Origin of the sequence: Afifella sp. JA880 (genome assembly GCF_025379905.1) — a bacterium.
Lineage (GTDB): Bacteria > Pseudomonadota > Alphaproteobacteria > Rhizobiales > Afifellaceae > Afifella > Afifella aestuarii.
The window spans coordinates 602,172-626,130 of sequence record NZ_JAOANH010000003.1 but is presented as its reverse complement, the minus strand read 5'-3'; the positions used below and the strand labels follow the sequence as shown (position 1 = coordinate 626,130).

General features: G+C 63.8%; 18 protein-coding genes. 12 read left to right on the top strand and 6 right to left on the bottom strand.

The genetic code is table 11. The features are described from left to right. Positions 1 to 143: 143 nt before the first annotated feature. The 5 genes from NYQ83_RS15945 to mutS form a co-directional block, all read right to left on the bottom strand. Positions 144 to 638 carry a universal stress protein gene (locus NYQ83_RS15945; protein ID WP_261215807.1) on the bottom strand — a complete coding sequence of 165 codons (495 nt, stop codon included), beginning with the start codon at positions 636 to 638 and terminating at the stop codon, positions 144 to 146. A 49-nt stretch (positions 639 to 687) separates the two neighbouring features. Beyond that, positions 688 to 1,749: a tryptophan--tRNA ligase gene (trpS, locus tag NYQ83_RS15940; protein ID WP_261215806.1), complete on the bottom strand. Its 1,062-nt coding sequence runs from the start codon at positions 1,747 to 1,749 to the stop codon at positions 688 to 690. 75 nt (positions 1,750 to 1,824) lie between these two features. Next, complete coding sequence (murJ, locus tag NYQ83_RS15935) at positions 1,825 to 3,387, bottom strand: murein biosynthesis integral membrane protein MurJ (protein ID WP_261215805.1); 1,563 nt, start codon at positions 3,385 to 3,387, stop codon at positions 1,825 to 1,827. Positions 3,388 to 3,447: 60 nt separating this feature from the next. After that, positions 3,448 to 6,267 (bottom strand): [protein-PII] uridylyltransferase, encoded by a 2,820-nt coding sequence (locus NYQ83_RS15930; RefSeq protein ID WP_261215804.1) that lies wholly within the window; start codon positions 6,265 to 6,267, stop codon positions 3,448 to 3,450. Then, positions 6,264 to 9,017, bottom strand: coding sequence for a DNA mismatch repair protein MutS (mutS, locus tag NYQ83_RS15925; RefSeq protein WP_409977016.1), 2,754 nt, complete (start codon positions 9,015 to 9,017; stop codon positions 6,264 to 6,266). The genes NYQ83_RS15930 and mutS overlap by 4 nt, the downstream gene beginning before the upstream one ends. Before the next feature lie 170 nt (positions 9,018 to 9,187). Between mutS and sppA the strand changes: the two genes are divergently transcribed. The 12 genes from sppA (at position 9,188) to pnp (ending at position 21,752) form a co-directional block, all read left to right on the top strand. Beyond that, complete coding sequence (sppA, locus tag NYQ83_RS15920; protein WP_261215803.1) at positions 9,188 to 10,150, top strand: signal peptide peptidase SppA; 963 nt, start codon at positions 9,188 to 9,190, stop codon at positions 10,148 to 10,150. Positions 10,151 to 10,160: 10 nt separating this feature from the next. Further along, positions 10,161 to 10,448 carry an integration host factor subunit beta gene (ihfB, locus tag NYQ83_RS15915; protein ID WP_128290412.1) on the top strand — a complete coding sequence of 96 codons (288 nt, stop codon included), beginning with the start codon at positions 10,161 to 10,163 and terminating at the stop codon, positions 10,446 to 10,448. Positions 10,449 to 10,452: 4 nt separating this feature from the next. Beyond that, positions 10,453 to 10,803 (top strand): lipopolysaccharide assembly protein LapA domain-containing protein, encoded by a 351-nt coding sequence (locus NYQ83_RS15910; RefSeq protein ID WP_128290413.1) that lies wholly within the window; start codon positions 10,453 to 10,455, stop codon positions 10,801 to 10,803. Positions 10,804 to 10,817: 14 nt separating this feature from the next. After that, positions 10,818 to 11,777, top strand: coding sequence for an ornithine cyclodeaminase family protein (locus NYQ83_RS15905; RefSeq protein ID WP_261215799.1), 960 nt, complete (start codon positions 10,818 to 10,820; stop codon positions 11,775 to 11,777). Between the two features lie 180 nt (positions 11,778 to 11,957). Continuing rightward, positions 11,958 to 12,512 (top strand): ribosome maturation factor RimP, encoded by a 555-nt coding sequence (gene rimP, locus NYQ83_RS15900; RefSeq protein WP_128290415.1) that lies wholly within the window; start codon positions 11,958 to 11,960, stop codon positions 12,510 to 12,512. 95 nt (positions 12,513 to 12,607) lie between these two features. Beyond that, on the top strand, positions 12,608 to 14,218 hold the full coding sequence (gene nusA / locus NYQ83_RS15895) for a transcription termination factor NusA (RefSeq protein ID WP_261215797.1): 1,611 nt from the start codon (positions 12,608 to 12,610) through the stop codon (positions 14,216 to 14,218). Positions 14,219 to 14,277: 59 nt separating this feature from the next. Further along, positions 14,278 to 14,907 (top strand): RNA-binding protein, encoded by a 630-nt coding sequence (locus NYQ83_RS17850; RefSeq protein ID WP_409977015.1) that lies wholly within the window; start codon positions 14,278 to 14,280, stop codon positions 14,905 to 14,907. Between the two features lie 12 nt (positions 14,908 to 14,919). Beyond that, positions 14,920 to 17,550 (top strand): translation initiation factor IF-2, encoded by a 2,631-nt coding sequence (gene infB, locus NYQ83_RS15885; RefSeq protein ID WP_261215795.1) that lies wholly within the window; start codon positions 14,920 to 14,922, stop codon positions 17,548 to 17,550. Between the two features lie 152 nt (positions 17,551 to 17,702). Continuing rightward, complete coding sequence (rbfA, locus tag NYQ83_RS15880) at positions 17,703 to 18,122, top strand: 30S ribosome-binding factor RbfA (RefSeq protein ID WP_261215793.1); 420 nt, start codon at positions 17,703 to 17,705, stop codon at positions 18,120 to 18,122. 2 nt (positions 18,123 to 18,124) lie between these two features. Next, entirely contained in the window at positions 18,125 to 19,027 is a 903-nt protein-coding gene (truB, locus tag NYQ83_RS15875; RefSeq protein ID WP_261215792.1) for a tRNA pseudouridine(55) synthase TruB, read from the top strand. A 164-nt stretch (positions 19,028 to 19,191) separates the two neighbouring features. Next, positions 19,192 to 19,461: a 30S ribosomal protein S15 gene (gene rpsO, locus NYQ83_RS15870; protein WP_092812128.1), complete on the top strand. Its 270-nt coding sequence runs from the start codon at positions 19,192 to 19,194 to the stop codon at positions 19,459 to 19,461. A 170-nt stretch (positions 19,462 to 19,631) separates the two neighbouring features. After that, positions 19,632 to 21,752: a polyribonucleotide nucleotidyltransferase gene (gene pnp / locus NYQ83_RS15865; protein ID WP_261215789.1), complete on the top strand. Its 2,121-nt coding sequence runs from the start codon at positions 19,632 to 19,634 to the stop codon at positions 21,750 to 21,752. A 113-nt stretch (positions 21,753 to 21,865) separates the two neighbouring features. Here the strand turns inward: pnp and NYQ83_RS15860 are convergent, their stop codons facing one another. Continuing rightward, a complete protein-coding gene (locus NYQ83_RS15860) occupies positions 21,866 to 23,875 on the bottom strand; it encodes a putative bifunctional diguanylate cyclase/phosphodiesterase (RefSeq protein ID WP_261215786.1) in 2,010 nt (669 codons plus the stop codon). Between the last annotated feature and the right edge of the window lie 84 nt (positions 23,876 to 23,959).

Here is a 23,959-nt window from a genome sequence, read left to right as displayed (position 1 = left end):
CAAGATCTTCCACAGCTTGTGGTAAAGCTGTGGAAATCGTCTGATTCCCGATGAAGAACGTCCGATATCTCAGGATGTTGGCGGATGTTTTTGTTTTGTCCTTCCCGGAGGGAAGGTTGAAGATCAAAGCAAGAACAAGACCGTCAAACGATCTCGTCCATCACCTCGTCTGAGAGGTTTTCCGGAACGATCGTGACCGGAATCGGGAATGCGGCACCGCCTTTTTGCGCAATCGAGGAGACGAGCGGGCCAGGCCCTTCCGAGCCGCCGGAGGCGGCAAGCACGAGAATGGCGATATCCTCGTCTTCTTCGATGAGCTTGCGGATCTCGTCGGCGCGCTTGCCTTCGCGGATGACGAGCTCGGGCTCGATCCGCGACATGTCGGCCATGCGCGAGGCGAAGCGCCCAAGAATATTCTCCGCCTCTTCCATGGCTTCAGCGCGCATCACTTCTTCGACGCCCAGCCAATGCTGGAAATCACCAGGCTCGATGACGAAGAGCATGGTGACGGCGCCGTTGGTGCGCTCCGCACGCTTTGCGGCATAGCGCATCGCGCGCACGCATTCCGGCGTGTCGTCGATCACCACCAGGAATTTTCGCTTGTGGCCCTCTGCCCGGGCGCGTCTCGGCCGCATCATGCACTCATGCTGCCATTGGCGGGAGCTGTCAGCAAGCGTGGCGTCGCCGTCATGCGGCAGACCCGCTCTTGGCTTGCGGCCGCAAGAGACCGACCACGTCCTTCACCTCATCCATGATCGGATCGGCGATGGCCCGCGCCCGGTCGGCGCCACGGGCGAGCAGCGCGTCGATCTCGGCCGGATCGGCGAGCAGGCGCCGCATCTCGTCGGCGATCGGCGCGAGGCGAGCAACCGCAAGATCGGCGAGCGCCGGCTTGAAGGCGGCAAAGCCCTGTCCGCCATATTCGGCGAGCACGGCCTCCTTGCTGGTGCCGGCGAGCGCGGCATAGATCCCGACGAGATTTTCGGCGCCGGCGCGATCCTTGAGACCCTCGATCTCAGCGGGAAGCGGCTCCGGATCGGTGCGCGCCTTGCGCACCTTCTGGGAGATCGCATCGGCGTCGTCGGTCATGTTGATGCGCGAATAATCGGACGGGTCCGACTTCGACATCTTCTTGGTGCCATCGCGCAGGCTCATGACGCGCGTCGCGGGTCCCGTGATGAACGGCTCCGGCAGCGGGAAAAACTCCTCTGCGAAGCCGTGAGCGGCGATCGATTCGGCGAAGTCGTTGTTGAACTTCTGCGCAATGTTGCGGGCGAGTTCCAGATGCTGCTTCTGATCCTCGCCGACCGGCACATGCGTGGCCCGGTAGACGAGAATGTCGGCGGCCATCAGGTTGGGATAGACGAAGAGGCCCGTGGAGACGTTCTCGCGGTCCTTGCCCGCCTTCTCCTTGAACTGCGTCATGCGGTTGAGCCAGCCCATGCGGGCAACGCAGTTGAACACCCAGGCAAGCTCGGCGTGAGCCGCCACGGCCGATTGATTGAAGATGATCGAGCGCTCGGGATCGACGCCGCCGGCGATATAGGCGGCGGTCAATTCGCGAATGTTGGAGCGCAGCTCCTTCGGATCCTGCCACAGGGTGATGGCGTGGAGATCGACGACGCAATAGATGCAATCGTGCGTCTCCTGCATCTTCACCCAGTTCACCATGGCTCCGAGATAATTGCCGAGATGCAGCGAATGGGTCGGTTGCATGCCGGAAAAGACACGGTGTGGATGGCTTGTCATGGGGATTGTCCGAAGGAAACGGTGGGAATTTCGGATGCCGTTATCGCCGCTCGATCACCACCACGCAAGGCCGCTTCACGCAGCCCTGCGCCGCATGAGACCGGCGAGCGCACGCAGATCCGCCGCCCCGATCAGATGCGCCACGGCGAAGTAGACGGCGGCGGCAACGCCGCATAAGCCGAGCAGCAGACCAAAACGCACGAGGAAGGGTTCGCCCGGCGCCATCAGCGGCGCGAGCCAGAGTGCGCCGGCGTAGAGCACGCCGCCCAGAACGGCCGACGCTGCGACAATGCGTGGCGTCCGGCGCAGAACGACACTGTCGACGGTCCAATGGCCCCGACGGCGCAACGTCAGTATGAGCAGCGTGATGTTGGTCCAGCCGGAAACCGCCTCGGCGGTCGCGATCCCCGCCTCGGCAAAAATCGGAAAAAGCGTCAGAGCGAGCGCCACGTTGATCGAAACGGCGATGGCGGAGAACATCATCGGCGTCTTGGTGTCCTCGCGGGCGAAATAGCCGGGCGTGAACACCTTCACGAGGACGAAGGCCGGCAGGCCGAAACCGAAGACGCGCAGGGCTGCGGCCGTCGCCTCTCGCGTCTCCACGGAAAAGGCGCCGCGCTCGAAAAGCACACTCACCAGCGTTTCTGGGATGGCGATCAGCGCGGCGGCCGCGGGCAGCGTCAGGAAGAAGGCGAATTCGAGCGCCCGGTTCTGCACATGCGTCGCCTCGCGAAAATGCTCTGCCTTCAAGGTGCGCGACAGTTCCGGCAGGAGGACGACGCCGATTGCGATGCCCACCACACCCAGCGGCAGCTGATAGAGCCTGTCGGCATATTGCAGGATCGAAATGGCGCCCGCCTTGGTGGAGGCGATGATCTGGCCGATGAAGAGATTGATCTGCGTGATGCCGCCGGCGGCGGCGGCAGGTGCAGCAAGCCAGAGAAGCCGCTTCACGCTCGGTGTCAGCCTGGGCCGCTTCAGGCGCATATGAAAGCCGATGCGCCGCGCCGCCCAGGCGACCAGGAGGAGCTGCAGCACACCCGCCACCAGCACCGACCAGGATAGGATGCGGCCGACCTCGGGGCCGCTCATATCCTTTAAGAAGGTGACGGCAAGAGCGGCGATCGTGGTGACGTTCAGCAGGACGGGGGCGAGTGCGGGAATGAAAAACGTGCGGTGGGCGTTCAAGACGCCCGTCACCATCGCCGTCAGCGACATCAAGACGAGATAGGGAAACATCACCCTGAAGAGCTCGATCGTCAGGGTGAACTTGGCCGGATCCTCGCGGAAGCCCGGCGCCAGAATGGTGACGATGAGCGGGGTGGCCACCATCACGAGGGCGGTGAGTGCGAGAAGCACGAACATGAGCGCCGCCAGCACATCCTCGGCGAACAGGCGGGCTCGATCCTCCCCGTCGCCTTCGAGCGTGCGCGAATAAAGCGGCACGAAAGCCGCGTTGAAGGCGCCTTCTGCAAAAAGCCTGCGAAACAGGTTCGGAAATCGGAAGGCGGCGTAGAAGGCATCCGCCACCGGCCCGGCGCCGAGAGCCGCGGCGATCAACATTTCGCGGACGAAACCGAGAACCCGGCTGGCGAGCGTGGCGCCGCCGACGGAGACGAATTTTTTGACGAGGCTCACGGGCGGCGGCTCATTCTGCAAAAAAGCGCGGAGGGGAGAAGAGAAGCAAGGCGGCCGCCCTCAAGAGGCGGCCAAAGCCGCCGCATCCACGGCAGCGCCTTCGATGATGGCAACGAGTTCGCGCCGGATGCGCTTCTGGCGCGCCTGCGCCGTGATTTTCTGGCCGAGAAGATCGGTCACGTAGAACGTATCGACCGCGCGTTCGCCGAAGGTGGCGATATGGGCGGAGGCGATGTCGAGACTGAGATCGGCGATCACCCGCGTCAGATCGTAGAGAAGCCCGATGCGATCGAGACAGGCGATCTCGATCACCGTGAACCGATCAGAGAGAGAATTGTCGATCTTGACGTCCGGCTCGATGGTGAAGGCATCCTGCTTGGCCGGACCTTCACGCCGCTTGGCGAGCATGTCGGGCAGATGCACATGCCCGGCCAGCGCTTGTTCAATCAGGGCTGCGACCCGCTCGGCGCGCCGCCTCTCATCCGCATCCGCCTCGAAAGCGCGGGAGACGACGATGGTATCGAGTGCGCGACCGTCCGTGGTGGTGAAGATTTGCGCATCGACGATGTTCGCCCCCGTCGCCGAGCACGCCCCGGCCATCAAAGCGAGCAGCCGCGGATGGTCGGGCGTCAGGATGGAAATCTCGGTGACAGCCTCGAAATCGCGCACCGTCACCTCATGGGCGAAAGGCCGGTTGCCGTCGCCCGTGCGACGGATGAACTCGGCGTGCCGGACCTGGTCTTCCAGGGCCGTGCGCAGCCAGTAGGCCGGGTAATGCAGTTCGAGCAGGCGTTCGCGCTCCTCCTGCGGCCAGTCTGAAAGCTTGGCGGAGAGCTCGGCGCGGGCGCGGGCGATGCGCTCGTTGCGGGCGATCTTGGAATGGCCGCCGGTCAGGATCAGCTCGGTCTCGTTGTAGAGCGTGCGCAGAAGCTGGCCTTTCCAGCCGTTCCAGACACCCGGTCCAACGGCCCGAATATCGCAGACGGTGACGATCAGGAGCAGCTTCAAGCGCTCCGTCGTCTGCACCACCTTGGCGAAGTCCATGATGGTGCGCCGATCGGCAAGATCGCGCGACTGCGCCGTGATCGACATCGTGAGGTGCTGCTCCACGAGCCAGGCGACGGTTTCCGTCTGGTGGGCGGTGAGACCGAGCCGAGGGCCGACCTTTCGGGCAATGCGGGCCCCGGCGATGGAATGATCTTCCACCCGTCCCTTGGCGATGTCGTGCAGAAGCAGCGCCACGTAGAGCACCGTCTTGTCTGCGATCTCCGGCAGGAAATCGGTGCACAGCGGCAAATCTTCGGTGAGGCGACCGCTTTCCAAAGCGGCGAGCGTTCCGATCGTGCGGATCAGATGCTCATCCACCGTGAAGTGGTGATACATGTTGAACTGCATCATCGCGACGATGCGGCCGAACTCCGGCAGGAACTTCCCGAGCACCCCGGTCTCGTTCATCTGCCGCAGAATGACCTCCGTATTCTCTCCCGAACAGAGGATCGAAAGGAACAGACGGTTCGCTTCCGGATCGTTCTGCAAATCCGGCCCGATCAGGCGCAGCGACTTCGTGATGAGGCGCACCGTATCGGGGTGAAAGGCGTGGCTGCCTTCCGCAGCATAATGAAAAACGCGGATGAGATTGACCGGATCGCGGGTGAAGACGGCTTCGTCACGCTCGCGCAGCCGGTTGTTCTCGACGTAGAAGTCGCCGAGAAAAGCGGCCTCCTGCCGCCGCACTTTGAACGTCCGCAGGAGACGGTTGAGGCGCGCCTCCTTCTTCTGCTGGCGCTCTTCAAGGGCTGCGCAGACGATGCGCGTCAGGTCCCCCACGTCTTTCGCCACGAGAAAATAATGCTTCATGAAGCGTTCGACGGCTTTGAGCCCGGGGTGTCGGGTGTAGCCGAGCCTTCGGGCGAGCTCCGGCTGGAGATCGAAGGAGAGGCGTTCCTCCGCCCGACCGGTGATGAAATGCAGATGACAGCGCACCGCCCAGAGGAAGTCGTCGCATTTGCGGAAGAGACGGTTTTCGGCGCGGCTCAAGAGGCCAGCTTCGACGAGCGCCTCGCCACCGGCATGCGTCTGATAGACGTATTTGCCGATCCAATAGAGCGTCTGCAGATCGCGCTGGCCGCCCTTGCCCTCTTTGACATGCGGCTCGACCAGATAGCGTGATGTGCCTATGCGCGCGTGCCGGGAATCGCGCTCTGCGAGCTTGGAAGCGATGAATTCCGGCGCCGTGCCTGCCACCACCTCCTTGTTGAAGCGCTCCTGTAGATCCTTGAACAGGCTGTCTTCGCCGCAGAGGAAGCGCGCCTCCAGAAGCGCCGTGCGCACGGTCATATCCTGCCTGGCCATTCGGATCGATTCCGTCACCGTGCGGGTTCCGTGACCCACTTTGAGGCCGAGATCCCACAGCATGTAGAGAACGAATTCCGTCACGCTCTCCGACCAGGCGGTGGATTTATAAGGAAACAGAAACAGCAGATCAATGTCGGAGCCGGGCGCAAGCGTGCCGCGGCCGTAGCCGCCGACGGCGGCAACCGTGAGCCGCTCGGCGGAAGAAGGATTGCTCGCCGGATAAACGAGGCCGCCGAAATCGACGAGAGCCACGATCATGGCGTCGAAGAAGGTCGAAAGCCTCTGTGCGGCCCTAACCCCCTTGCCGTCCTCCTCCAGATCCTCGCGCACTTTGGCGCGCGCCTCGCCGAGGGCGGCTTTGAGCCCGGCAAGAAGCTGCGCCCGAGCATCAGACCGCGCCGGATCGCCTTCCGCAAGAGGCGCACGAAACACCTCTGCCAATCGCTCGGGATCGATCGGCAAATCCGCGTAGCGGGAAAAATCGAGATCTATCGCAGAACGGAGTTCGGTCTCAGTCACGCTCATGTCTTTGCCGATCGACGCAGGCGTTTCAGTTCAAACAATTGGTCGAGAGCCTGCCTTGGGCTGAGCTCGTCAGGGTCGAGCCCGTCAATATAAGCCAACAACTTCGTGGTTTCTTCATCGATCTCGACGCGCGCCGGCCTTGCGGCGAAGAGCGGCAGGTCGTTCAACAACTCCGCCGGGCTGGACTTGCGGTCGGCCGCCTCGAGCCTGTCGAGGATGACACGAGCCCGGGCGATGACCGGCGAGGGCAGGCCGGCGAGTTTTGCGACCTGGATGCCGTAGGAACGATCGGCCGCGCCGGCGACGACCTCATGCAGGAACACCACATCGCCCTTCCATTCCTTCACCCGCATCGTGGCGTTGTCGAGGCGGGGAAGCTTGCCGGAGAGCGCGGTGAGTTCGTGATAATGGGTGGCAAAGAGCGTCCGGCAGCGATTCTGCTCGTGCAGATGTTCAACCGCCGCCCAGGCGATGGACAGGCCGTCGAATGTCGCCGTGCCGCGCCCGATCTCGTCGAGAATGACGAGGGCTCCGGGGCCCGCCTGATTGAGGATCGCCGCCGTCTCGATCATCTCCACCATGAAGGTGGAGCGGCCGCGGGCGAGATCGTCGGCAGCCCCGACGCGCGAAAAAAGCCCGTCCACCACGCCGATATGCGCGGCCTTTGCCGGCACATAGGCGCCAGTCTGGGCGAGGATCGCAATGAGGGCATTCTGGCGAAGAAAGGTCGACTTGCCCGCCATATTCGGGCCGGTGACGAGCCAGATGCGGCCCGTCTCGTCGTCGGCGTTGCCCAGGTGGCAGGAATTGCCGACGAAGCTATCGCCCGAGCGGCGGAGCGCCTGTTCCACCACGGGATGGCGCCCCTCCTCAACAATGAAGGCGCGGCTGGCATCGATATGGGGGCGAACGCAGTTTTCCGCTGCCGCAAACTCGGCGAAGCCTGCGGCGACATCGAGAGCCGCCAGAGCCTCGGCCGTCCGGCGGATATCACCGGCAAGCGCTCCGGCCGCCTGCGCGAGATCGGCGAAGATCTGCAACTCGATCGCCAGCGCCCGGTCGGCGGCGGAGGAGATCTCCCGCTCCAGCTCTCCGAGCCGCGGCGTCGTGAAGCGCATCGCATTGGCGAGCGTCTGGCGGTGGATGAAGCCCGATTCCTCCTTTTGCAGAGGTGCGGCCTGGGCGGCGCTCGCCTCGACGAAATAGCCGAGCACGTTGTTGTGGCGGATCTTGAGGCCGCGCACGCCTGTCGCGTCGCTGTATTCCTTCTGCAGCGAGGCAATGATGCGGCGGCTTTCGTCGCGGAGAAGCCGCAGTTCGTCGAGGTCGGACGAGAAGCCTGCCCGCACGAAACCGCCGTCCCGCTTGAGGAGCGGCAGTTCCACGGCAAGGGCTGAGTCGACCGACTGACTGAATTCGCGCGGCGCCTGAGAGAGAAGTCCGGCGATCTCCTTAAGCTCTGATTCTAAAGGCAAATCGAGCTCGAATAAGAGATCCGCCAAAGACAGAGCGACCCGCAGGCCGGAGGAGAGTGCGGCAAGATCGCGAGGACCGCCGCGGTCCAGGGTCAGGCGCGTGAGGGCGCGCAGAATATCAGGTGCCTCACTGAGAACGCGCCGCAGTCTGGTTCTGAGCGCGTCTTCCTCGAGAAGCGTCGCGACGCTGTCGAGACGAAGATTGACTGCGGCCGGATCCGTCAACGGGCTCGCCAGACGCTGCGCGAGAAGGCGGGAGCCTGCGGGCGTCACCGTGCGGTCGATCGCCTCGATCAGCGACCCTTTCTTCTCACCATGCAGCGTGCGGAAGAGCTCGAGATTGGCCCGGGTGGCCGCATCGATGCGCATCGCCGCGCCGTCATGCTCGCGGCGGAGCGGCGCGATCGGCGGACGCGCCGCGATCTGAGTCTTTTCGACATAAGCGAGAATGGCCGCGGCGGCCGCCGTCTCGGCACGCGAGAAATCGCCGAGCCCATCGAGCGAGGCGACGCCGAAATAGGTCGTGATGCGTGCGCCGGCGGTCCCGGGCTCGAAAAAGGAGGCTGGCAGCGGCGACAAAGTGGCCCCGACGAGGGCGACGGCCGAGGAGAGCGCCCGATCGCTCGCCAGTCTGTCGACGACGAGGACTTCGCTCGGCTCGAGCCGCGCAAGACAGCGCTCCAGCCCGCCCGCCGGCACGGTCGTGACGCAGAACTCGCCGGTCGAAATGTCGATCCAGGCAAGCGCATGGGCCGGGGCCTCCCCGTCGGAGGCCGGGATCCGGCTGACGGCCGCCAGAAAGTTGTTGCGCCTGGCGTCGAGCAACGTCTCTTCGGTGAGCGTACCGGGCGTGACAAGGCGCGTCACCTCGCGTCGAACGACGGATTTGGAGCCGCGGCGCCGGGCTTCCGCGGGATCTTCCGTCTGTTCGCAGACGGCCACACGAAATCCGGAGGCGATCAGCTTCTGCAGATAATCGTCAGCCGCGTGCACCGGCACGCCGGCCATTGGAATATCCTCTCCCAGATGCTTGCCGCGCTTCGTCAGCGCGATGCCGAGGCAGCGCGACGCCTTCTCGGCGTCGTCGAAAAAGAGCTCGTAGAAATCGCCCATGCGATAGAACAGGAGGCAATCGGGATTGGCCGCCTTGATCTCGATATATTGCTCCATCATCGGCGTCAGCTTGGGCGCACCGGCCTCCTTGGAAGCAGGCTCGGCAGGACGGGGCACCGGGGACGACGCCGGAGCGGTTTTTGTAGCGGAAGCGGTCGGCATGCGCGAAGCTTAACGACAGCGCCGCGCCGATGCCACATCGACCGGGCGGAAGGCCCCAAGATTCCCAAGCCGCGACGCTTGCGGATTGACGAATATGTAGCGGCCAGAAATGCATTGGAGCGCTTGCGGCGGTGTCTGGCTGCTGCTACCTCGCCCGGAAGGAGTACCGGATGGACACTGAGGATCTTATCGAGCGCCGCCGTTTGCGGCGTCGCGCCAGTTTCTGGCGGGTCGTCGCCTTCGTCGTGGCGATCGCCGCGGTGGCGTTTTTCGTGCGGCAATCCGGTGTCGTCGGCGGGTCCAGCGACCAGATCGCACGCATCTCGGTGGAGGGCTTCATCCCGACGCGCCCCGACGCGGTGGATCTCCTGGAGCGGGCGGCCGACACAGACAGCGTGAAAGCCATTATCCTGCGCATCGATTCACCCGGCGGCGCGGCCTCCGGGGGCGAAGCGCTCTACAAGGCCGTGCGCGATGCGGCGCAAAAGAAGCCGGTGGTCGCAACGATCGAGGGTCTCGGAGCCTCTGCCGCCTATATGACGGCAATCGGCGCGGATCATATCGTGGCGCGCGAGACAGCTCTGACCGGCTCGATCGGGGTGATCCTGCAATTCGCGACGGTCGAAAACCTTCTCGACAAGCTCGGCGTCAATTACGTCGAGGTGAAGAGCAGCCCGCTCAAAGGCGAACCGACACCGTTCGAAGAGCCGAGCCCGGAAGCGCTCGCCATGGTGCAGTCGGTCATCGACAGCTCGTATGACTGGTTCGTTGGCCTCGTGGCGGAGCGTCGCAATCTTCAGCCCGATGTCGCGCGCCGGTTGTCCGACGGCAGCATCTTCACCGGACGCCAGGCGGTCGAAAACGGCCTGATCGATGCCGTCGGGGGCGAAGACGAAGCCAAAGCGTGGCTTTCGGCAGAGCGCAACGTCTCTGCCGACCTGCCACTCAACGACTGGGAGAAGGATGAGGGGACGTTCTCCGGTCTCACCTCCGCCGGGGCGGCGGTGGTGATGAAGGCGCTCGGTCTCGAGGACCAGTTTCAGGCGCTTTTGGGAACTCTGCCGCAGCGTCTCGCTGTTGACGGGCTCGTATCCGTTTGGCAGGGTAATTCTTCAATAAGATCAGGTCGCTAGGGGGCCGGCGGTGATCAAGTCAGAACTCGTACAGAAGCTCGCGGACAAAAATCCGCATCTCTATCAACGGGATGTGGAAGCAATCGTGAACGCCATTTTGGAAGAAATCGTCGAGGCGCTGTGCCGCGGCGACCGTGTCGAACTCAGGGGTTTCGGCGCGTTTTCGGTGAAGAACCGGCCTGCTCGCACCGGCCGCAACCCCCGCACGGGGGAAGCCGTTTCCGTATCGGAGAAATACGTGCCATTCTTCAAGACCGGTAAGGAAATGCGGATCAGGCTCAACGGCGGAGACGAATAAGGCGATGCAACAGCTCGCTTGGCTCATCAAGTGGATCATCCTTCTTCCGATCCTGGTGGTGATCGCGCTTCTCGCCGTCGCCAACGATCAGACGGTGGCGCTCAGGCTCAACCCGTTCGACGCCGACGATCCCGTTCTCAGGGTCGAGCTGGCCTTGTATCAGGTGGCGTTCGCGGCCTTTGCCCTCGGCGCCATCTGCGGCGGCATCGTCATGTGGAACGGGCAGCGCAAGTATCGCCGACAGGCCCGCGAAAAGCGGCATGAAGCGGCGGCGCTTCGGGCTCGCGCCGACAAATCGGAACGGCAGGCACATCAAAATGCCGGCCTTCTGGCAGGGCCGGCGCCGCGCGCCTGACGGCGGATCTTGTGATGCGCGTCATTCCCGCAGCGGATATCGCGGATGTCCTCACCTTCCCGGAGCTCATCGAAACGCTGAGAAGCGCCTTTCGGCAAGGGGTGGTGACACCGGTCCGCCACCATCATTCGATCCAGTTTCCCGATCAGGCGGAAGCGACGCTGCTTCTCATGCCGTCGTGGAACGACTTCGACCAGCAGGGTCATTCCGAGCGCGGCTATGTCGGCGTCAAGATCGTCACGGTCTTTCCCGACAATGCGAGCCGCGGCAAGGCGGCCGTCGCCGGGGTCTATCTCCTCTTTTCCGGCAAGAGCGGCGAGCCGCTCGCCGTCATCGACGGGTCTGCGCTGACGGTCTGGCGCACGGCGGCAGCTTCCGCGCTCGCCGCCTCCTATCTCGCCAGGCCGGATGCCAAGCGCCTGTTGATGGTGGGGGCCGGAGCGCTTGCCCCCTACCTCATCGAAGCGCATGCGGCCGTGCGCCCGATCGAGGAAGTGCTGATCTGGAACCGGCGCCCTGAAAAAGCGGAGCGGCTTGCCGAAAGGCTGCGCCCACGGCGCTACCGTCCGCATTTCACCGAAGATCTGGAAGGCGCCGTGCGCGGCGCCGACATTGTCTCCTGCGCGACCTTGTCGAACCATCCGATCGTCAAGGGCGAATGGCTCAAGCCCGGCGCCCATCTCGACCTCGTCGGTGGCTTCCGCCCGGAGATGCGCGAAACCGACGACGACGCCATCCGCCGTGCCCGCGTCTTCGTCGACACGCGCGAGGGGGCGATGAAGGAAGCGGGCGACATCGCGCAGCCGCTCGAAAGCGGCGTCTTGACAGCAGACGATATCACCGCGGACCTCTTCGAGCTCACACGCGGCGAGAAGGCCGGCCGCCGCTTCTACGACCAGATCACGCTGTTCAAATCGGTCGGAACGGCACTCGAAGATCTGGCCGCTGCGATCCTGGTGTTTTCGCGCGCCTGACCCCGCGTCTCGGCGAAGTCTTCTCGGGGCGCTTGAAACGGCGGCGGTAAAATCGTATATCGGCGACAACAATTCTCGAATACCGTCGAGAGTGGGTCCTCCGGGTCCCGCTCTTTTTTATTGCCGCCACTTGGCTAAAGCCGTTGCTGCAAGGCGGGTTTCCGCATCTTCGGGAGGAAGATGACCGACACAGATATGCACACTCCGTCGAGCGAGCGATTGATCCGCGAGACCGGACTGGAAGCACGTATCGCGCACATCGCCGAGCCCGTGGTATCGGGTCTCGGCTACGAACTCGTGCGCGTCAAAGTGCTGGGCCAGAACGGCATGACCGTGCAGATCATGGCCGAGCGTCCGGATGGGACGATGGGCGTCGACGATTGCGAAGCCATCAGCCGCGACCTGTCGCCGGCGCTCGATGTCGACGATCCGGTCGGACGGCCTTACAATCTTGAAGTGTCCTCTCCTGGCATCGACCGCCCGTTGACGCGGGTGAAGGACTTCGAATTGTGGGCCGGCCACGAAGCGAAGATCGAAATGGCGGTCTTGCAGAACGGCCGCAAGCGCTTCCGCGGCATCCTGCTCGGCGTGCGCGAGGGCACCACGGGCATGCGGGTGACCAGCGAAGGCGGCAGCGAAGACGTGTGGCTGCCGCTTAGCGAGGTCGCCGATGGCAAGCTCATCTTGACCGACAAGCTGATCGCGGCGACCCAGGCGGACCGCCAGAGCGACTGAACGACGAACGAGGGTCAGGGATTTCGGTCCCGATCGCTTCAGGCCCGCAAGGGCAAGGATAACAGGCCCGGTGGGCCGGGAAACGGAGCTGTCCAATGGCAGTGAGTGCAAACAGGCTCGAACTTCTGCAGATCGCCGACGCGGTGGCGCGGGAGAAGAGCATCGACCGCCAGATCGTCATCTCCGCCATGGAAGACGCGATCCAGAAGGCGGCGAAATCGCGCTATGGCGCGGAGACGGATGTGCGCGCCGAGATCGATCCGAAAACCGGCGACATCCGCCTGCAGCGTCTTCTGGAAGTGGTCGAGAGGCCCGAAGATTTCGCCACGCAGATTGCGCTTGAAGATGCGCGCGGCCGCAACCCCGCAGCGCAGGTGGGCGACTTCATCTCCGAACCTCTGCCGCCGCTCGATTACGGCCGCGTCGCCGCGCAATCGGCCAAGCAGGTCATCATGCAGAAGGTGCGCGACGCCGAGCGCGACCGGCAGTACGAAGATTACAAGGACCGCATCGGCGAAATCGTCAACGGCACGGTCAAGCGCGTCGAATACGGCAATGTCGTTGTCGATCTCGGCCGTGGCGAAGCGATCATCCGTCGCGACGAGCTGATCCCGCGCGAAAACTTCCGTTACGGCGACCGCGTCCGCGCCTATGTCTACGATGTGAGGCGCGAGCAGCGTGGGCCGCAGATCTTCCTGTCGCGCACGCATCCGCAATTCATGGCGAAGCTCTTCACCATGGAAGTGCCGGAAATCTACGACGGCATCATCGAGATCCGGTCCGTGGCCCGCGATCCGGGCTCGCGGGCGAAGATCGCTGTCATCTCCAACGATTCATCCATCGATCCGGTCGGCGCCTGCGTCGGCATGCGCGGTTCGCGCGTGCAGGCCGTGGTCGGCGAATTGCAGGGCGAGCGCATCGACATCATCCCCTGGTCGCCCGATGCGGCGACCTTCATCGTCAATGCCTTGCAGCCGGCGGAAGTCTCCAAGGTGGTGCTCGACGAAGATGCGGAACGCATCGAGGTCGTGGTGCCGGAAGACCAGCTGTCGCTCGCCATCGGCCGCCGCGGCCAGAATGTGCGGCTCGCCTCGCAGCTCACCGGATGGGATATCGATATCCTGACGGAAGACGAGGAATCCGAGCGCCGGCAGAAGGAATTCCAGGAGCGTACCGAGCTCTTCCAGAATGCCCTCGACGTCGACGAAATGGTCGCGCAGCTCCTCGCCTCGGAAGGCTTTGCCGACGTGGAAGAGATCGCCTTCGTGGAAATCGACGAACTCGCCACCATCGAGGGCTTCGACGAGGACACCGCCGAAGAGCTGCAGATGCGCGCCCGCGAATACCTGGAGGCTCTCGAAGCCGAACAGGACGAGGAGCGCAAGAAGCTCGGCGTCGCCGACGAGCTCAAGGAAATCACCGGTGTGACGACGGCCATGCTCGTCGCCTTCGGCAAGAACGACGTGAAGAGCGTCGAAGATCTCGCCTATTGCGCCGTCGACGATCTCGTCGGCTGGACCGAACGCAAGGACGGCGAGACGAAGCGCTTCGCCGGCATCCTCGACGACTTCTCGCTGTCGCGCGAAGAGGCGGAGGAAATGGTCATGGGCGCCAGGCTTCATGCCGGCATCATCACCGAAGCCGATCTCGCTCAGCCTGAACAGGAGAGCGACGAGGCCGAGGAGGAGGAGACGGCATCAGCGTGATCGAGGCGGCTCCAGCTCTTGCAGAAAAGCACTCCGGCCCCAAAATAGGGAGGAGGCGAATGTGTGCCGTCTCCCGGCAGGTGCTGCCGGAGGACAGGCTGATACGCTTCGTCACATCTCCCGAAGGCGACGTCGTCGCCGATCTCAAAGCACGCCTCCCCGGGCGCGGCATGTGGCTTGAAGGGCGGCGACCCATCATCGAGGAAGCCCGCCGGAAGCATGTTTTCGACCGTGCTTTGAAGACCAAGGCAAAGGTCGCTGACGATCTCGGTGATCAGATCGCCGCACTTTTGAAGAGCCAACTTCTCGGCCGCCTCGGACTTGCGGCAAGAGCGCGGCAGGTGGTGTGCGGCTTTGCCAAGGTCGAAGCGGCCCTGCGTTCCGGAGAGGCAATCTGCCTCGTCCATGCTGTCGAAGCAGCTGATGACGGACGCAACAAGCTGGCGGGTGCCGCGCGGCAAGGTCTGGCCTCGACCGGCACAGACGAGCCCCTTCTCGTCGCCCATTTGACGACCGCCGAATTGGGTTTGGCATTGGGGCGGCCACATGTGATACATGCTGCCGTGCTGGATGGCGCGGCGGGACGAAGTTTTCATGACGCGGCGCTGCGCAATCTCCGCTTCGACAACGAGATCTGTCAGCAGCCGCCAGAGCGCGAACACGATATTGACGTCGCCGACCGGCGATGAATGGGAATAGGCATGAGCGAGACGACAAGCAAAGGCGACAAAACGCTTCGCGTAGGAGGCCGTAAAACGCTGTCCTTGAGGCGTGACACAGATACGGTGCGCCAAAGCTTCTCCGGCGGACGATCGAAAGCAGTCGTGGTGGAGAAGAAGCGTCGCCGCCACGGGGGCGGCGATCGTCCCGATGCGCCCGAAACACCGATCCAGACCACGACACGACCGACGCAGGCCGCCAAGGCTCCGCCGCCACCGCCCACGCCACCCGTGCGCGAACAGCAGCAGCGTGGCCGCACCGGCCTCGTGTTGAAATCCTTGACCGAGGACGAGCGTGACGCCCGCGCCCAGGCGCTGGCCGATGCCCGCGTCCGCGAAGCGGAAGAACGCCGTCAGGCCGAGATCGAGGCTGCGCGACGGGCCGAGGAAGAAAAGCGCCTCGCCCAGGAGCGCGAAGAAGCCGCACGCCGTCAGGCCGAAGAAGACAAGCGCCGCGCCGCGGAAACGGAAGCGCGCCGTCGCAGCGAAGAGGCCGCCGGCAAGCACGCGGCCACACCGGACGCAGGGGAACAAGCCTCAGCGCCGGCGGCCGCGACGTCTGCGCCTGCCGCAACGGCCAAGGCCGCAAAGGCAGCTCCGGCTGCCGCCGGCGGAGCCGCGGGCAATGCCGACGAGGCGCCCAAGGAAATCCGTGCCGTGCAGAGGCCGAAGCGTCCCGAGGTCGCCAAGCCCGCCAAGAAGACGACGGGTGGCGGTGATCGCCGCCGTGGGCGCCTCACCGTGACGAACGCCCTCGAAGATGGCGACCGCGAACGTTCGCTCGCTTCGATCCGGCGCAAGCGCGAGAAGGAGAAGCGTCAGCAATCCGGCTTCTCGCCGTCGAACGAGAAGATCGCGCGCGACGTGACCATCCCGGAGGCGATTTCCGTGCAGGATCTCGCCAACCGCATGGCCGAACGTGCCGTCGACGTGATTCGGCTTCTGATGAAGTCCGGTACGATGGTGAAGATCACCGACATTCTCGATGCCGACACCGCGCAAATCGTGGCCGAAGAAATGGGTCACAATGTGCGCCGCGTGGCCGCATCCGACGTGGAAGAAGGTCTGTTCGACGTGCCGGACGACACGGAAGATCTGCTGCCGCGGCCGCCGGTCGTGACCATCATGGGCCATGTCGACCACGGCAAGACCTCGCTCCTCGACGCGATCCGCGAAACCAAGGTCGTCGCCGGCGAAGCGGGTGGCATCACCCAGCATATCGGCGCCTATCAGGTGGAGAAGAACGGTCAGAAGATCACCTTCATCGACACGCCTGGCCACGCCGCCTTTACCGCAATGCGTGCCCGCGGTGCGCAGGCGACGGACATCGTTGTCCTGGTGGTGGCGGCCGATGACGGCGTCATGCCGCAGACGGTGGAAGCCATCAATCATGCGCGCGCCGCCGGCGTGCCGATGATCGTGGCGATCAACAAGATCGATAAGCCCGATTCCGATCCGATGCGCGTGAAGACCGATCTTCTGCAGCATTCGGTGGTGACGGAATCGATGTCTGGCGACACGCTCGAGGTCGAGGTTTCGGCCACCAAGCGGATGAATCTCGACGGACTTCTGGAAGCCATTCTGCTGCAGTCGGAGCTTCTCGACCTGAAGGCCAATCCGAACCGCAGCGCGGAGGGCATCGTCGTCGAGGCGCAGCTCGATCGTGGCCGCGGTCCTGTGGCAACCGTGCTCGTGCAGCGCGGCACGCTGCATTCGGGCGATATCATCGTGGCCGGTTCCGAATGGGGTCGTGTGCGCGCGCTCATCGACGACACCGGAGCCCAGGTGAAAGAGGCCGGACCGTCTCGGGCCGTCGAGGTGCTCGGCTTCCAGGGAACGCCTGAAGCCGGCGACCGCGTCGCGGTCGTCGACAACGAAGGCCGTGCCCGCGAGATCTCCGAATATCGTCAGCGCGTGCGCCGCGAAAAGGCGGTCGCCCGTCAGACGGGACAGCGGGGATCGCTGGAGCAGATGATGAACCAGCTGCAGGTGGAAGGCACCAAGACCTTCCCGCTGGTCATCAAGGGCGACGTGCAGGGTTCGGTCGAAGCCATCATCGGCGCTCTCGACAAGATCTCCACGGACGAAGTCGCGGCAGACATCGTGCATTCGGGCGTCGGTGGCATCACCGAATCCGACATCACGCTGGCAGCGGCCTCCAATGCGGCGGTCCTCGGCTTCAACGTGCGTGCCAACAAGCAGGCCCGCGAAGCGGCAGCCCGCGATGGCGTCGAAATCCGCTACTACAACATCATCTACGACCTCACCGATGACGTGAAGGCGGCGATGTCGGGCATGCTTTCGCCCGAACGGCGCGAAACCTTCATCGGCAATGCCGAGATCCTGGAGGTGTTCAACATCACCAAGGTCGGCAAGGTCGCCGGTTGCCGCGTCACCGAAGGCAAGGTGGAGCGTGGAGCGGGTGTGCGCCTCATCCGCGACAACGTGGTGGTGCACGAAGGTCGGCTTTCGACGCTCAAGCGCTTCAAGGACGAAGTCCGCGAAGTGCCTGGCGGCCAGGAATGCGGCATGGCCTTCGAAAAGTACGAGGATATGCGCGTCGGCGACATCATCGAGTGCTACCGCGTGGAAGAAGTGGCCCGCACGCTTTAAGCGTCGGCCCTTCGCCGGGGTCTCCAGAGCTTCGCCTCCGGCATCGCCGGGGGCGTTGACGCTCACTTGGCTCGACCCCGGTTCTATAGTTGTCGGAACGCGCGAGCCCTGCTGCCGCCGATCCACTCATCAACGCCGTTGCCTTGAAGACCATGTCCCGTTTCGAAAGTTCTCGTTCCGCCGGCCCCTCGCAGCGTCAGCTGCGGGTGGGCGAGCTCGTCCGCCATGCGCTTGCCGAAGTCCTGCAGCGCGGCGAAAGCAACGACCCGGCCCTCGATGGCGTCATTGTCACGATCGCCGAAGTCAGAATGTCGGCGGATCTCAAACATGCGACCGCTCTCATTCATCCCCTCGGAATCGAGGATGGCGACGGCGTCGTTGCGGCGCTCAACCGCAATGCGCGTTTCCTGCGCGGGCGGATCACGCCTGCGCTGCGCCAGATGCGCGCCATGCCGGATCTCAAATTCCGTCTCGACACGCGCTTTGAGGACGATGCGCGCATCGACGAATTGCTGCGCTCGCCGGAAGTACAGAAAGATCTCCACGACGACGATGAAGAGGAAGGCCGCTAGACATGTCCCGTCGGCGCAACAAAGGCCGCGACGTTGACGGCTGGCTCGTCCTCGACAAACCCGTCGGCATGACCTCCACGGAGGCCGTCGCCAAAGTGAAACGTGCTTTCGACGCGAAGAAGGCCGGCCATGCGGGGACCCTCGATCCCCTGGCCTCCGGGTGTCTGCCGATCGCCCTCGGCGAGGCGACGAAAACCGTCGCCTTCGTCATGGATGGACGCAAGGTCTACGAATTCACCGTGCGCTGGGGCGAGAAGACGGAAACCGACGATCGCGAAGGGCCGGTCGTGGAGCGCTCCGACGTTCGGCCGAGCGAAGACGACATCCGTGCCCTCATTCCCGATTTCACCGGCACTCTGTCGCAAGTGCCGCCGCGCTATTCGGCCGTCAAGATTGCGGGTGAACGCGCCTATGATCTCGCCCGCGACGGGGAGACGGTCGAGCTCGAGCCGCGCGAGATCGTCGTGCATCGGCTGGATCTCGTCGATCGTCCCGATGCCGATCACGCTATCTTTCATGCCGAATGCGGCAAGGGCACCTATGTCAGGGCATTGGCGCGCGACATGGCCGAAGAGCTCGGCACGGTCGCGCATGTCTCCGCCCTTCGCCGGCTCGTCGTCGGGCCATTCGGTGAAGACGACATGGTGCCCTATTCGGAGCTCGAGGCAAATGCAGAGACGCCGGGCGCCTTGTTGCGACCGGTCGAAGCGGGGCTCACCGATCTTCCCTCGATCCGGATCGACAATCAGGCCGCGATGCGGCTCAGGAACGGCCAGGCGGCTTTCCTGCGCGGTGCGGACGCCCCGATCGGCGGCAGCGCCTATACGGTTTCGGAAGGTCGCCTTGTCGCGCTCGTCGATATTGCCGGCGGCGAAATGAATCCTCGGCGCGTTTTCAAGCTTTAACGCGCCGTAGTACCCGCGGCAGCGGCTTAAAGCTGGAAAATTGCCGCATTCTCGCTTATATGGGCGCTGGCGCCGCCTGCCCTTCGGGTCGCTGGGCGGCGTTTCTTATAAGGCCTTGGCTGGACGACATCCCGGCTGATGGCATCACCACGAAAGGATACGAGATGTCGATCACACCCGATCGCAAGCAGGAACTGATCAACGAATACGCCACGAAGTCGGGCGATACCGGCTCTCCGGAAGTGCAGGTCGCGATCCTCTCCGAGCGCATCGCCAACCTGACGGAGCATTTCAAATCGCACGCCAAGGACAACCATTCCCGGCGCGGCCTCTTGAAGCTCGTCTCGCAGAGGCGTCGGCTCCTTGATTACCTGAAGCGCAAAGACGCGGAGCGTTATCAGGCGCTCATTTCCCGTCTCGGGCTGCGCCGCTAGGCGCCTAATACAGGCAGCGGACGGCAAAGGCCGCCGCTGCCTTTTGACGTTCAAGGCTGGAACGGCCATGGCAGGATCGCCGGATGGTCTCGCTGCCGGGACCGGAGCGGAGACTTTCCCGCCATCTTGCGCATGGTCCTTCTCGCCTCCATACGAAAGGCAGAACACCCATGTTCGATCACCAGACAGTTGAAATCGATTGGGCCGGGCGTCCGCTCCGGCTCGAGACGGGCAAGGTCGCCCGTCAGGCGGACGGCGCCGTCGTCGCCACTTACGGCGAGACCACCGTCCTCGCCACCGTCGTCTCCGAGAAGGAGCCGAAGCCGGGCTTCGACTTCTTTCCGCTGACCGTCAACTACCAGGAAAAATACTACGCGGCAGGCCGGATTCCGGGCGGCTTCTTCAAGCGTGAGGGACGTCCGACCGAAAAAGAGACGCTGACCTCGCGCCTCATCGACCGGCCGATCCGTCCGCTTTTCGCACCGGGTTACAAGAACGACACCCAGGTGATTGCGACCGTTTTGTCGCATGATCTTGAGAACGATCCCGATATCGTCGCGATGGTTGCGGCTTCCGCGGCCCTCACCCTTTCTGGCGTTCCCTTCATGGGCCCGATCGGCGGTGCGCGCGTCGGCTACATCAACGGCAGCTACGTTCTCAACCCGACCGTGGACGAGGTGAAGGAATCGCGCCTCGATCTCGTCGTCGCCGGCACCGGCGATGCCGTCCTGATGGTGGAATCGGAGGCCGACGAGCTTCCCGAGGACGTCATGCTCGGCGCGGTGATGTTCGGTCACAAGGGCTTTCAGCCCGTCATCGACGCCATCATCAAGCTTGCGGAGCGTTCCGCCAAGGCGCCACGCGCCCATGAGGTCGAAGACCGGAGCGCCCTTCTCGCCCAGGTCCGCGATATCGTCGCGGAGGATCTGAAGTCGGCCTATCTCATCGCCGACAAGGCCGAGCGCAAGGGCGCGGTTGACACCGCCAAGGCGAAGGCCGTCGAGGCGCTGACGGACGAAACCAACCCGGACGCCCCGTCGAAGCAGGTCGTCGGCGACATCTTCAAGAAGCTGGAAAGCGAGATCGTCCGCGGTCGCATTCTCGACGAAGGTGCGCGCATCGACGGTCGTGACCTGAAGACGGTCCGTCCGATCGTGGCCGAAGTCGGCATCCTGCCGCGTACGCATGGCTCGGCCCTCTTCACCCGCGGCGAGACGCAGGCCCTCGTGGTCGCCACCCTCGGCACCGGCGAAGACGAGCAGATGATCGACAGCCTCGAAGGCACCTACAAGGAAGCCTTCATGCTGCACTACAACTTCCCGCCGTTCTCGGTCGGCGAAACGGGCCGTATCGGCTCACCAGGCCGCCGCGAAATCGGCCACGGCAAGCTCGCCTGGCGCGCCATCCACCCGATGCTGCCGCCGGTGCACGAGTTCCCGTACACGTTCCGCGTCGTCTCCGAGATCACGGAATCGAACGGTTCGTCGTCGATGGCAACCGTCTGCGGCACCTCGCTTGCTCTGATGGATGCCGGTGTGCCCCTGAAGAACCCGGTCGCGGGCATCGCCATGGGCCTCATCAAGGAAGACGAGAAGTTCGCCGTTCTCACCGACATTCTCGGCGACGAGGATCATCTCGGCGACATGGACTTCAAGGTCGCCGGCACGACCAGCGGCGTCACCTCCTTGCAGATGGACATCAAGATCCAGGGCATTACCGAAGAGATCATGCAGATCGCGCTCGACCAGGCGAAAGACGGCCGCATGCACATCCTCGGCGAGATGTCGAAGGCGCTGACGCAGGCCCGTCCGGAGCTCGGCGAATATGCGCCGCGCATCGAGACACTGAAGATCCCGGTCGACAAAATCCGCGAAGTCATCGGCTCCGGCGGCAAGGTCATCCGCGAGATCGTCGAGAAGACGGGTGCCAAGGTCGACATTTCCGACGACGGAACGGTCAAGGTGGCCTCGCCGAACGGGGAATCGATCCGCGCGGCCATCAAGTGGATCCGCTCCATCACGGACGATCCGGAAGTGGGCGCGATCTATCGCGGCACCGTGGTGAAGACCGTCGATTTCGGCGCCTTCGTGAACTTCTTCGGCTCCAAGGACGGGCTGGTGCACATTTCCCAGCTCAACAACGGCCGCCCCGCCAAGGTGACCGATGTCGTCAAGGAAGGCGACGAGGTCTATGTGAAGCTCATGGGCTTCGACGAGCGCGGCAAGGTGCGCCTGTCCATGAAGGTCGTGGACCAGGAGACCGGCGAGCCGATCGAGCCGGAAGCCGCGTAAGCGAACTGGCCGACAAGAACAGGAAAGGGCGCCCGCGAGGCGCCCTTTTTTTTGGGGACTTTGACTTTCTGAGGCGGGTTTTGCCGGCCCCCCTCGCGGCGGGTCCGATATCCTCAGCCGTTCGCAACGAGCCGGATATTGCGCCCGCCCCCATGTGTCGGGCCAGGCGGCGGAGTGGCCGAGCCATCGCCGCTACCGTCTGCCGCCGTTTTCGCGGCGGAACTGAGCGCGGCGGTCGCCAGCGCCTCTTGTCCAATCACCTCTTCAACGGTGACCGGCTCGCCGTAGAAATAGCCCTGAGCGAGATTGCAACCGCTTTCGCGCAGCAGGTCGCGATGCGCCTCGTTTTCCACGCCCTCGCCGACGACCGCCATGCCGAGCGACTGGCCGAGGCGGCATACCGCCGACACGACGGCGCGAGCCTTTTGCGGATCGGAGATGCGCGACAGAAACGTTCGGTCGAGCTTGATCTTGTCGAAGGGATAGCGAGACAAGAGGCCGAGGCTCGAGGTTCCGACACCGAAATTGTCGAGGACGAGGGAGACCCCGGCTTCGCGCAGCCGTTCAAGCCGCGAAAAGGCCGCCTCTTCTCCGCGTCCGAGGATGCTTTCGTTGACCTCGATTTCGATGCGATCTGGGGGAATGTCAGAGTTCGCCAAGGCTTCGGCGATGTAGGTCTCCGTGCCGTCGCGCTGCAACTGCGCGGCCGACAGATTGACCGCCACCCGAACGTCAGCCGGCAGGGCACGGCAATCGCGGGCGACCTGACGGATCACCCATTCCCCCATCGGAATGATCAGGCCCGTCTCCTCGGCAACCGACAGGAACATCGATGTCGGGACGAGATTCTGATTGGTGAGCTTCCAGCGCAGAAGCGCTTCATAGCAGACGACCTCACCGCTCTTCAGATCGTATTGCGGCTGATAGAGGAGCGTGAAGAGGTCGTTCTGGATGGCATAGCGCAGGCCATCTTCCAGAGTCTCGCGCGAGCGCTGGTCCTCTGCCATTTTCGGATCGAAGAAGCGCCAGGTCTGTCGTCCCCCCGCCTTGGCCCGGTAGAGAGCAAAATCGGCATTTCGGATCAGTGTTTTGGCGGTGTCGCCGTTGTCCGGCCCGACGGTGATGCCGATCGAGCAACCGATGGTGATCTCGTGGCCTTCGATCCGAAACGGCTGCTCGATCAGCCGGATCATGCGATCGGCGAGCGCGGGCAGAGCATGGTTGTCGTGGACGACAGGGACGATGACCGCGAATTCGTCCCCCGAGAGACGGCAGAGCAGATCTTCGTCGCGCAGCGAGTTCTTCAAGCGCTCCGCCGTCGCGCGCAAGAGATTGTCGCCGACGGGATGGCCGAGCGTGTCGTTGATGCTCTTGAAGCCGTCGAGATCAAGGATCAGGAGGCCGATCTTGTGGGTCTTTTCGGAGGCTCTTCCAAGCATTTCTCCGAGGCTTTGTTCGAACTTCTTCCGGTTGCCGAGCCCGGTCAGCTCGTCGTGCATCGCAATGTAGACGAGATCCTGTTTTTCACGCTGCATTTGCTGCGTGCGATAGGTGTAGCCCGCCATGAAGGAGAAAAACGTCACAACGGCGATGCCGGTCAGATAGACGAGTTGCCGGTTGAACGTCGTCAGGAGCTGGGAGGCCTCAAACGTTTGGTCGAAACGAACGGCGACCTGGCGTCCCTCGGGAGTGACCGGGAAAACGACCCAGGTCGCAAATTTCGGCGAAAGGAACAGGGATTCGTCGACGGCGTGAACCGAACGCTGGTTTCCGAGCTGGCCCCCCTTCGTCTCCAGGATCGGCCGAAGCTCTTTTTCGGACCGGCCTTTGTCGCCGACCACCGTCACGACGCCCGTCTGCGGATCGTCGACGGCCAGGGTATCGATGGCGAAGGAGCGCAGAAGCGGCGCATTGAGTGCTTCGGAGCGCCCATCGAGGAGGCCGTCCAGGCCGCTTCGACCGTGGCGGGCGCTCTCGTACCAGGCGGTGGCGACGAGCGTGGCCTCGTTCTTCAGAACCGAGCGGATCTGGTAATGGCCGACAAGGAAAATGCCGACGACCACACCGACGGCGATGAGGACCGCAAGAAGCGGAGAGACGAGCCTCTTGCCGATCAGACGCATCCTTACTCCCCATCGCTGCGATGGCCATGCCATCCGATCGTCGGGAAGCTAGGTCACCGCGCTTAGAGAAGCGTAAATGGAGGC

Bases quoted from the DNA above. Each gene is read 5' to 3' on its own strand.
- NYQ83_RS15945 (WP_261215807.1), bottom strand. From the start codon at position 638: ATGATGCGGCCGAGACGCGCCCGGGCAGAGGGCCACAAGCGAAAATTC.
- trpS (WP_261215806.1), bottom strand. From the start codon at position 1,749: ATGACAAGCCATCCACACCGTGTCTTTTCCGGCATGCAACCGACCCAT.
- NYQ83_RS15930 (WP_261215804.1), bottom strand. From the start codon at position 6,267: ATGAGCGTGACTGAGACCGAACTCCGTTCTGCGATAGATCTCGATTTT.
- mutS (WP_409977016.1), bottom strand. From the start codon at position 9,017: ATGCCGACCGCTTCCGCTACAAAAACCGCTCCGGCGTCGTCCCCGGTG.
- sppA (WP_261215803.1), top strand. From the start codon at position 9,188: ATGGACACTGAGGATCTTATCGAGCGCCGCCGTTTGCGGCGTCGCGCC.
- NYQ83_RS15910 (WP_128290413.1), top strand. From the start codon at position 10,453: ATGCAACAGCTCGCTTGGCTCATCAAGTGGATCATCCTTCTTCCGATC.
- NYQ83_RS15905 (WP_261215799.1), top strand. From the start codon at position 10,818: ATGCGCGTCATTCCCGCAGCGGATATCGCGGATGTCCTCACCTTCCCG.
- rimP (WP_128290415.1), top strand. From the start codon at position 11,958: ATGACCGACACAGATATGCACACTCCGTCGAGCGAGCGATTGATCCGC.
- nusA (WP_261215797.1), top strand. From the start codon at position 12,608: ATGGCAGTGAGTGCAAACAGGCTCGAACTTCTGCAGATCGCCGACGCG.
- NYQ83_RS17850 (WP_409977015.1), top strand. From the start codon at position 14,278: ATGTGTGCCGTCTCCCGGCAGGTGCTGCCGGAGGACAGGCTGATACGC.
- infB (WP_261215795.1), top strand. From the start codon at position 14,920: ATGAGCGAGACGACAAGCAAAGGCGACAAAACGCTTCGCGTAGGAGGC.
- rbfA (WP_261215793.1), top strand. From the start codon at position 17,703: ATGTCCCGTTTCGAAAGTTCTCGTTCCGCCGGCCCCTCGCAGCGTCAG.
- truB (WP_261215792.1), top strand. From the start codon at position 18,125: ATGTCCCGTCGGCGCAACAAAGGCCGCGACGTTGACGGCTGGCTCGTC.
- rpsO (WP_092812128.1), top strand. From the start codon at position 19,192: ATGTCGATCACACCCGATCGCAAGCAGGAACTGATCAACGAATACGCC.
- pnp (WP_261215789.1), top strand. From the start codon at position 19,632: ATGTTCGATCACCAGACAGTTGAAATCGATTGGGCCGGGCGTCCGCTC.
- NYQ83_RS15860 (WP_261215786.1), bottom strand. From the start codon at position 23,875: ATGCGTCTGATCGGCAAGAGGCTCGTCTCTCCGCTTCTTGCGGTCCTC.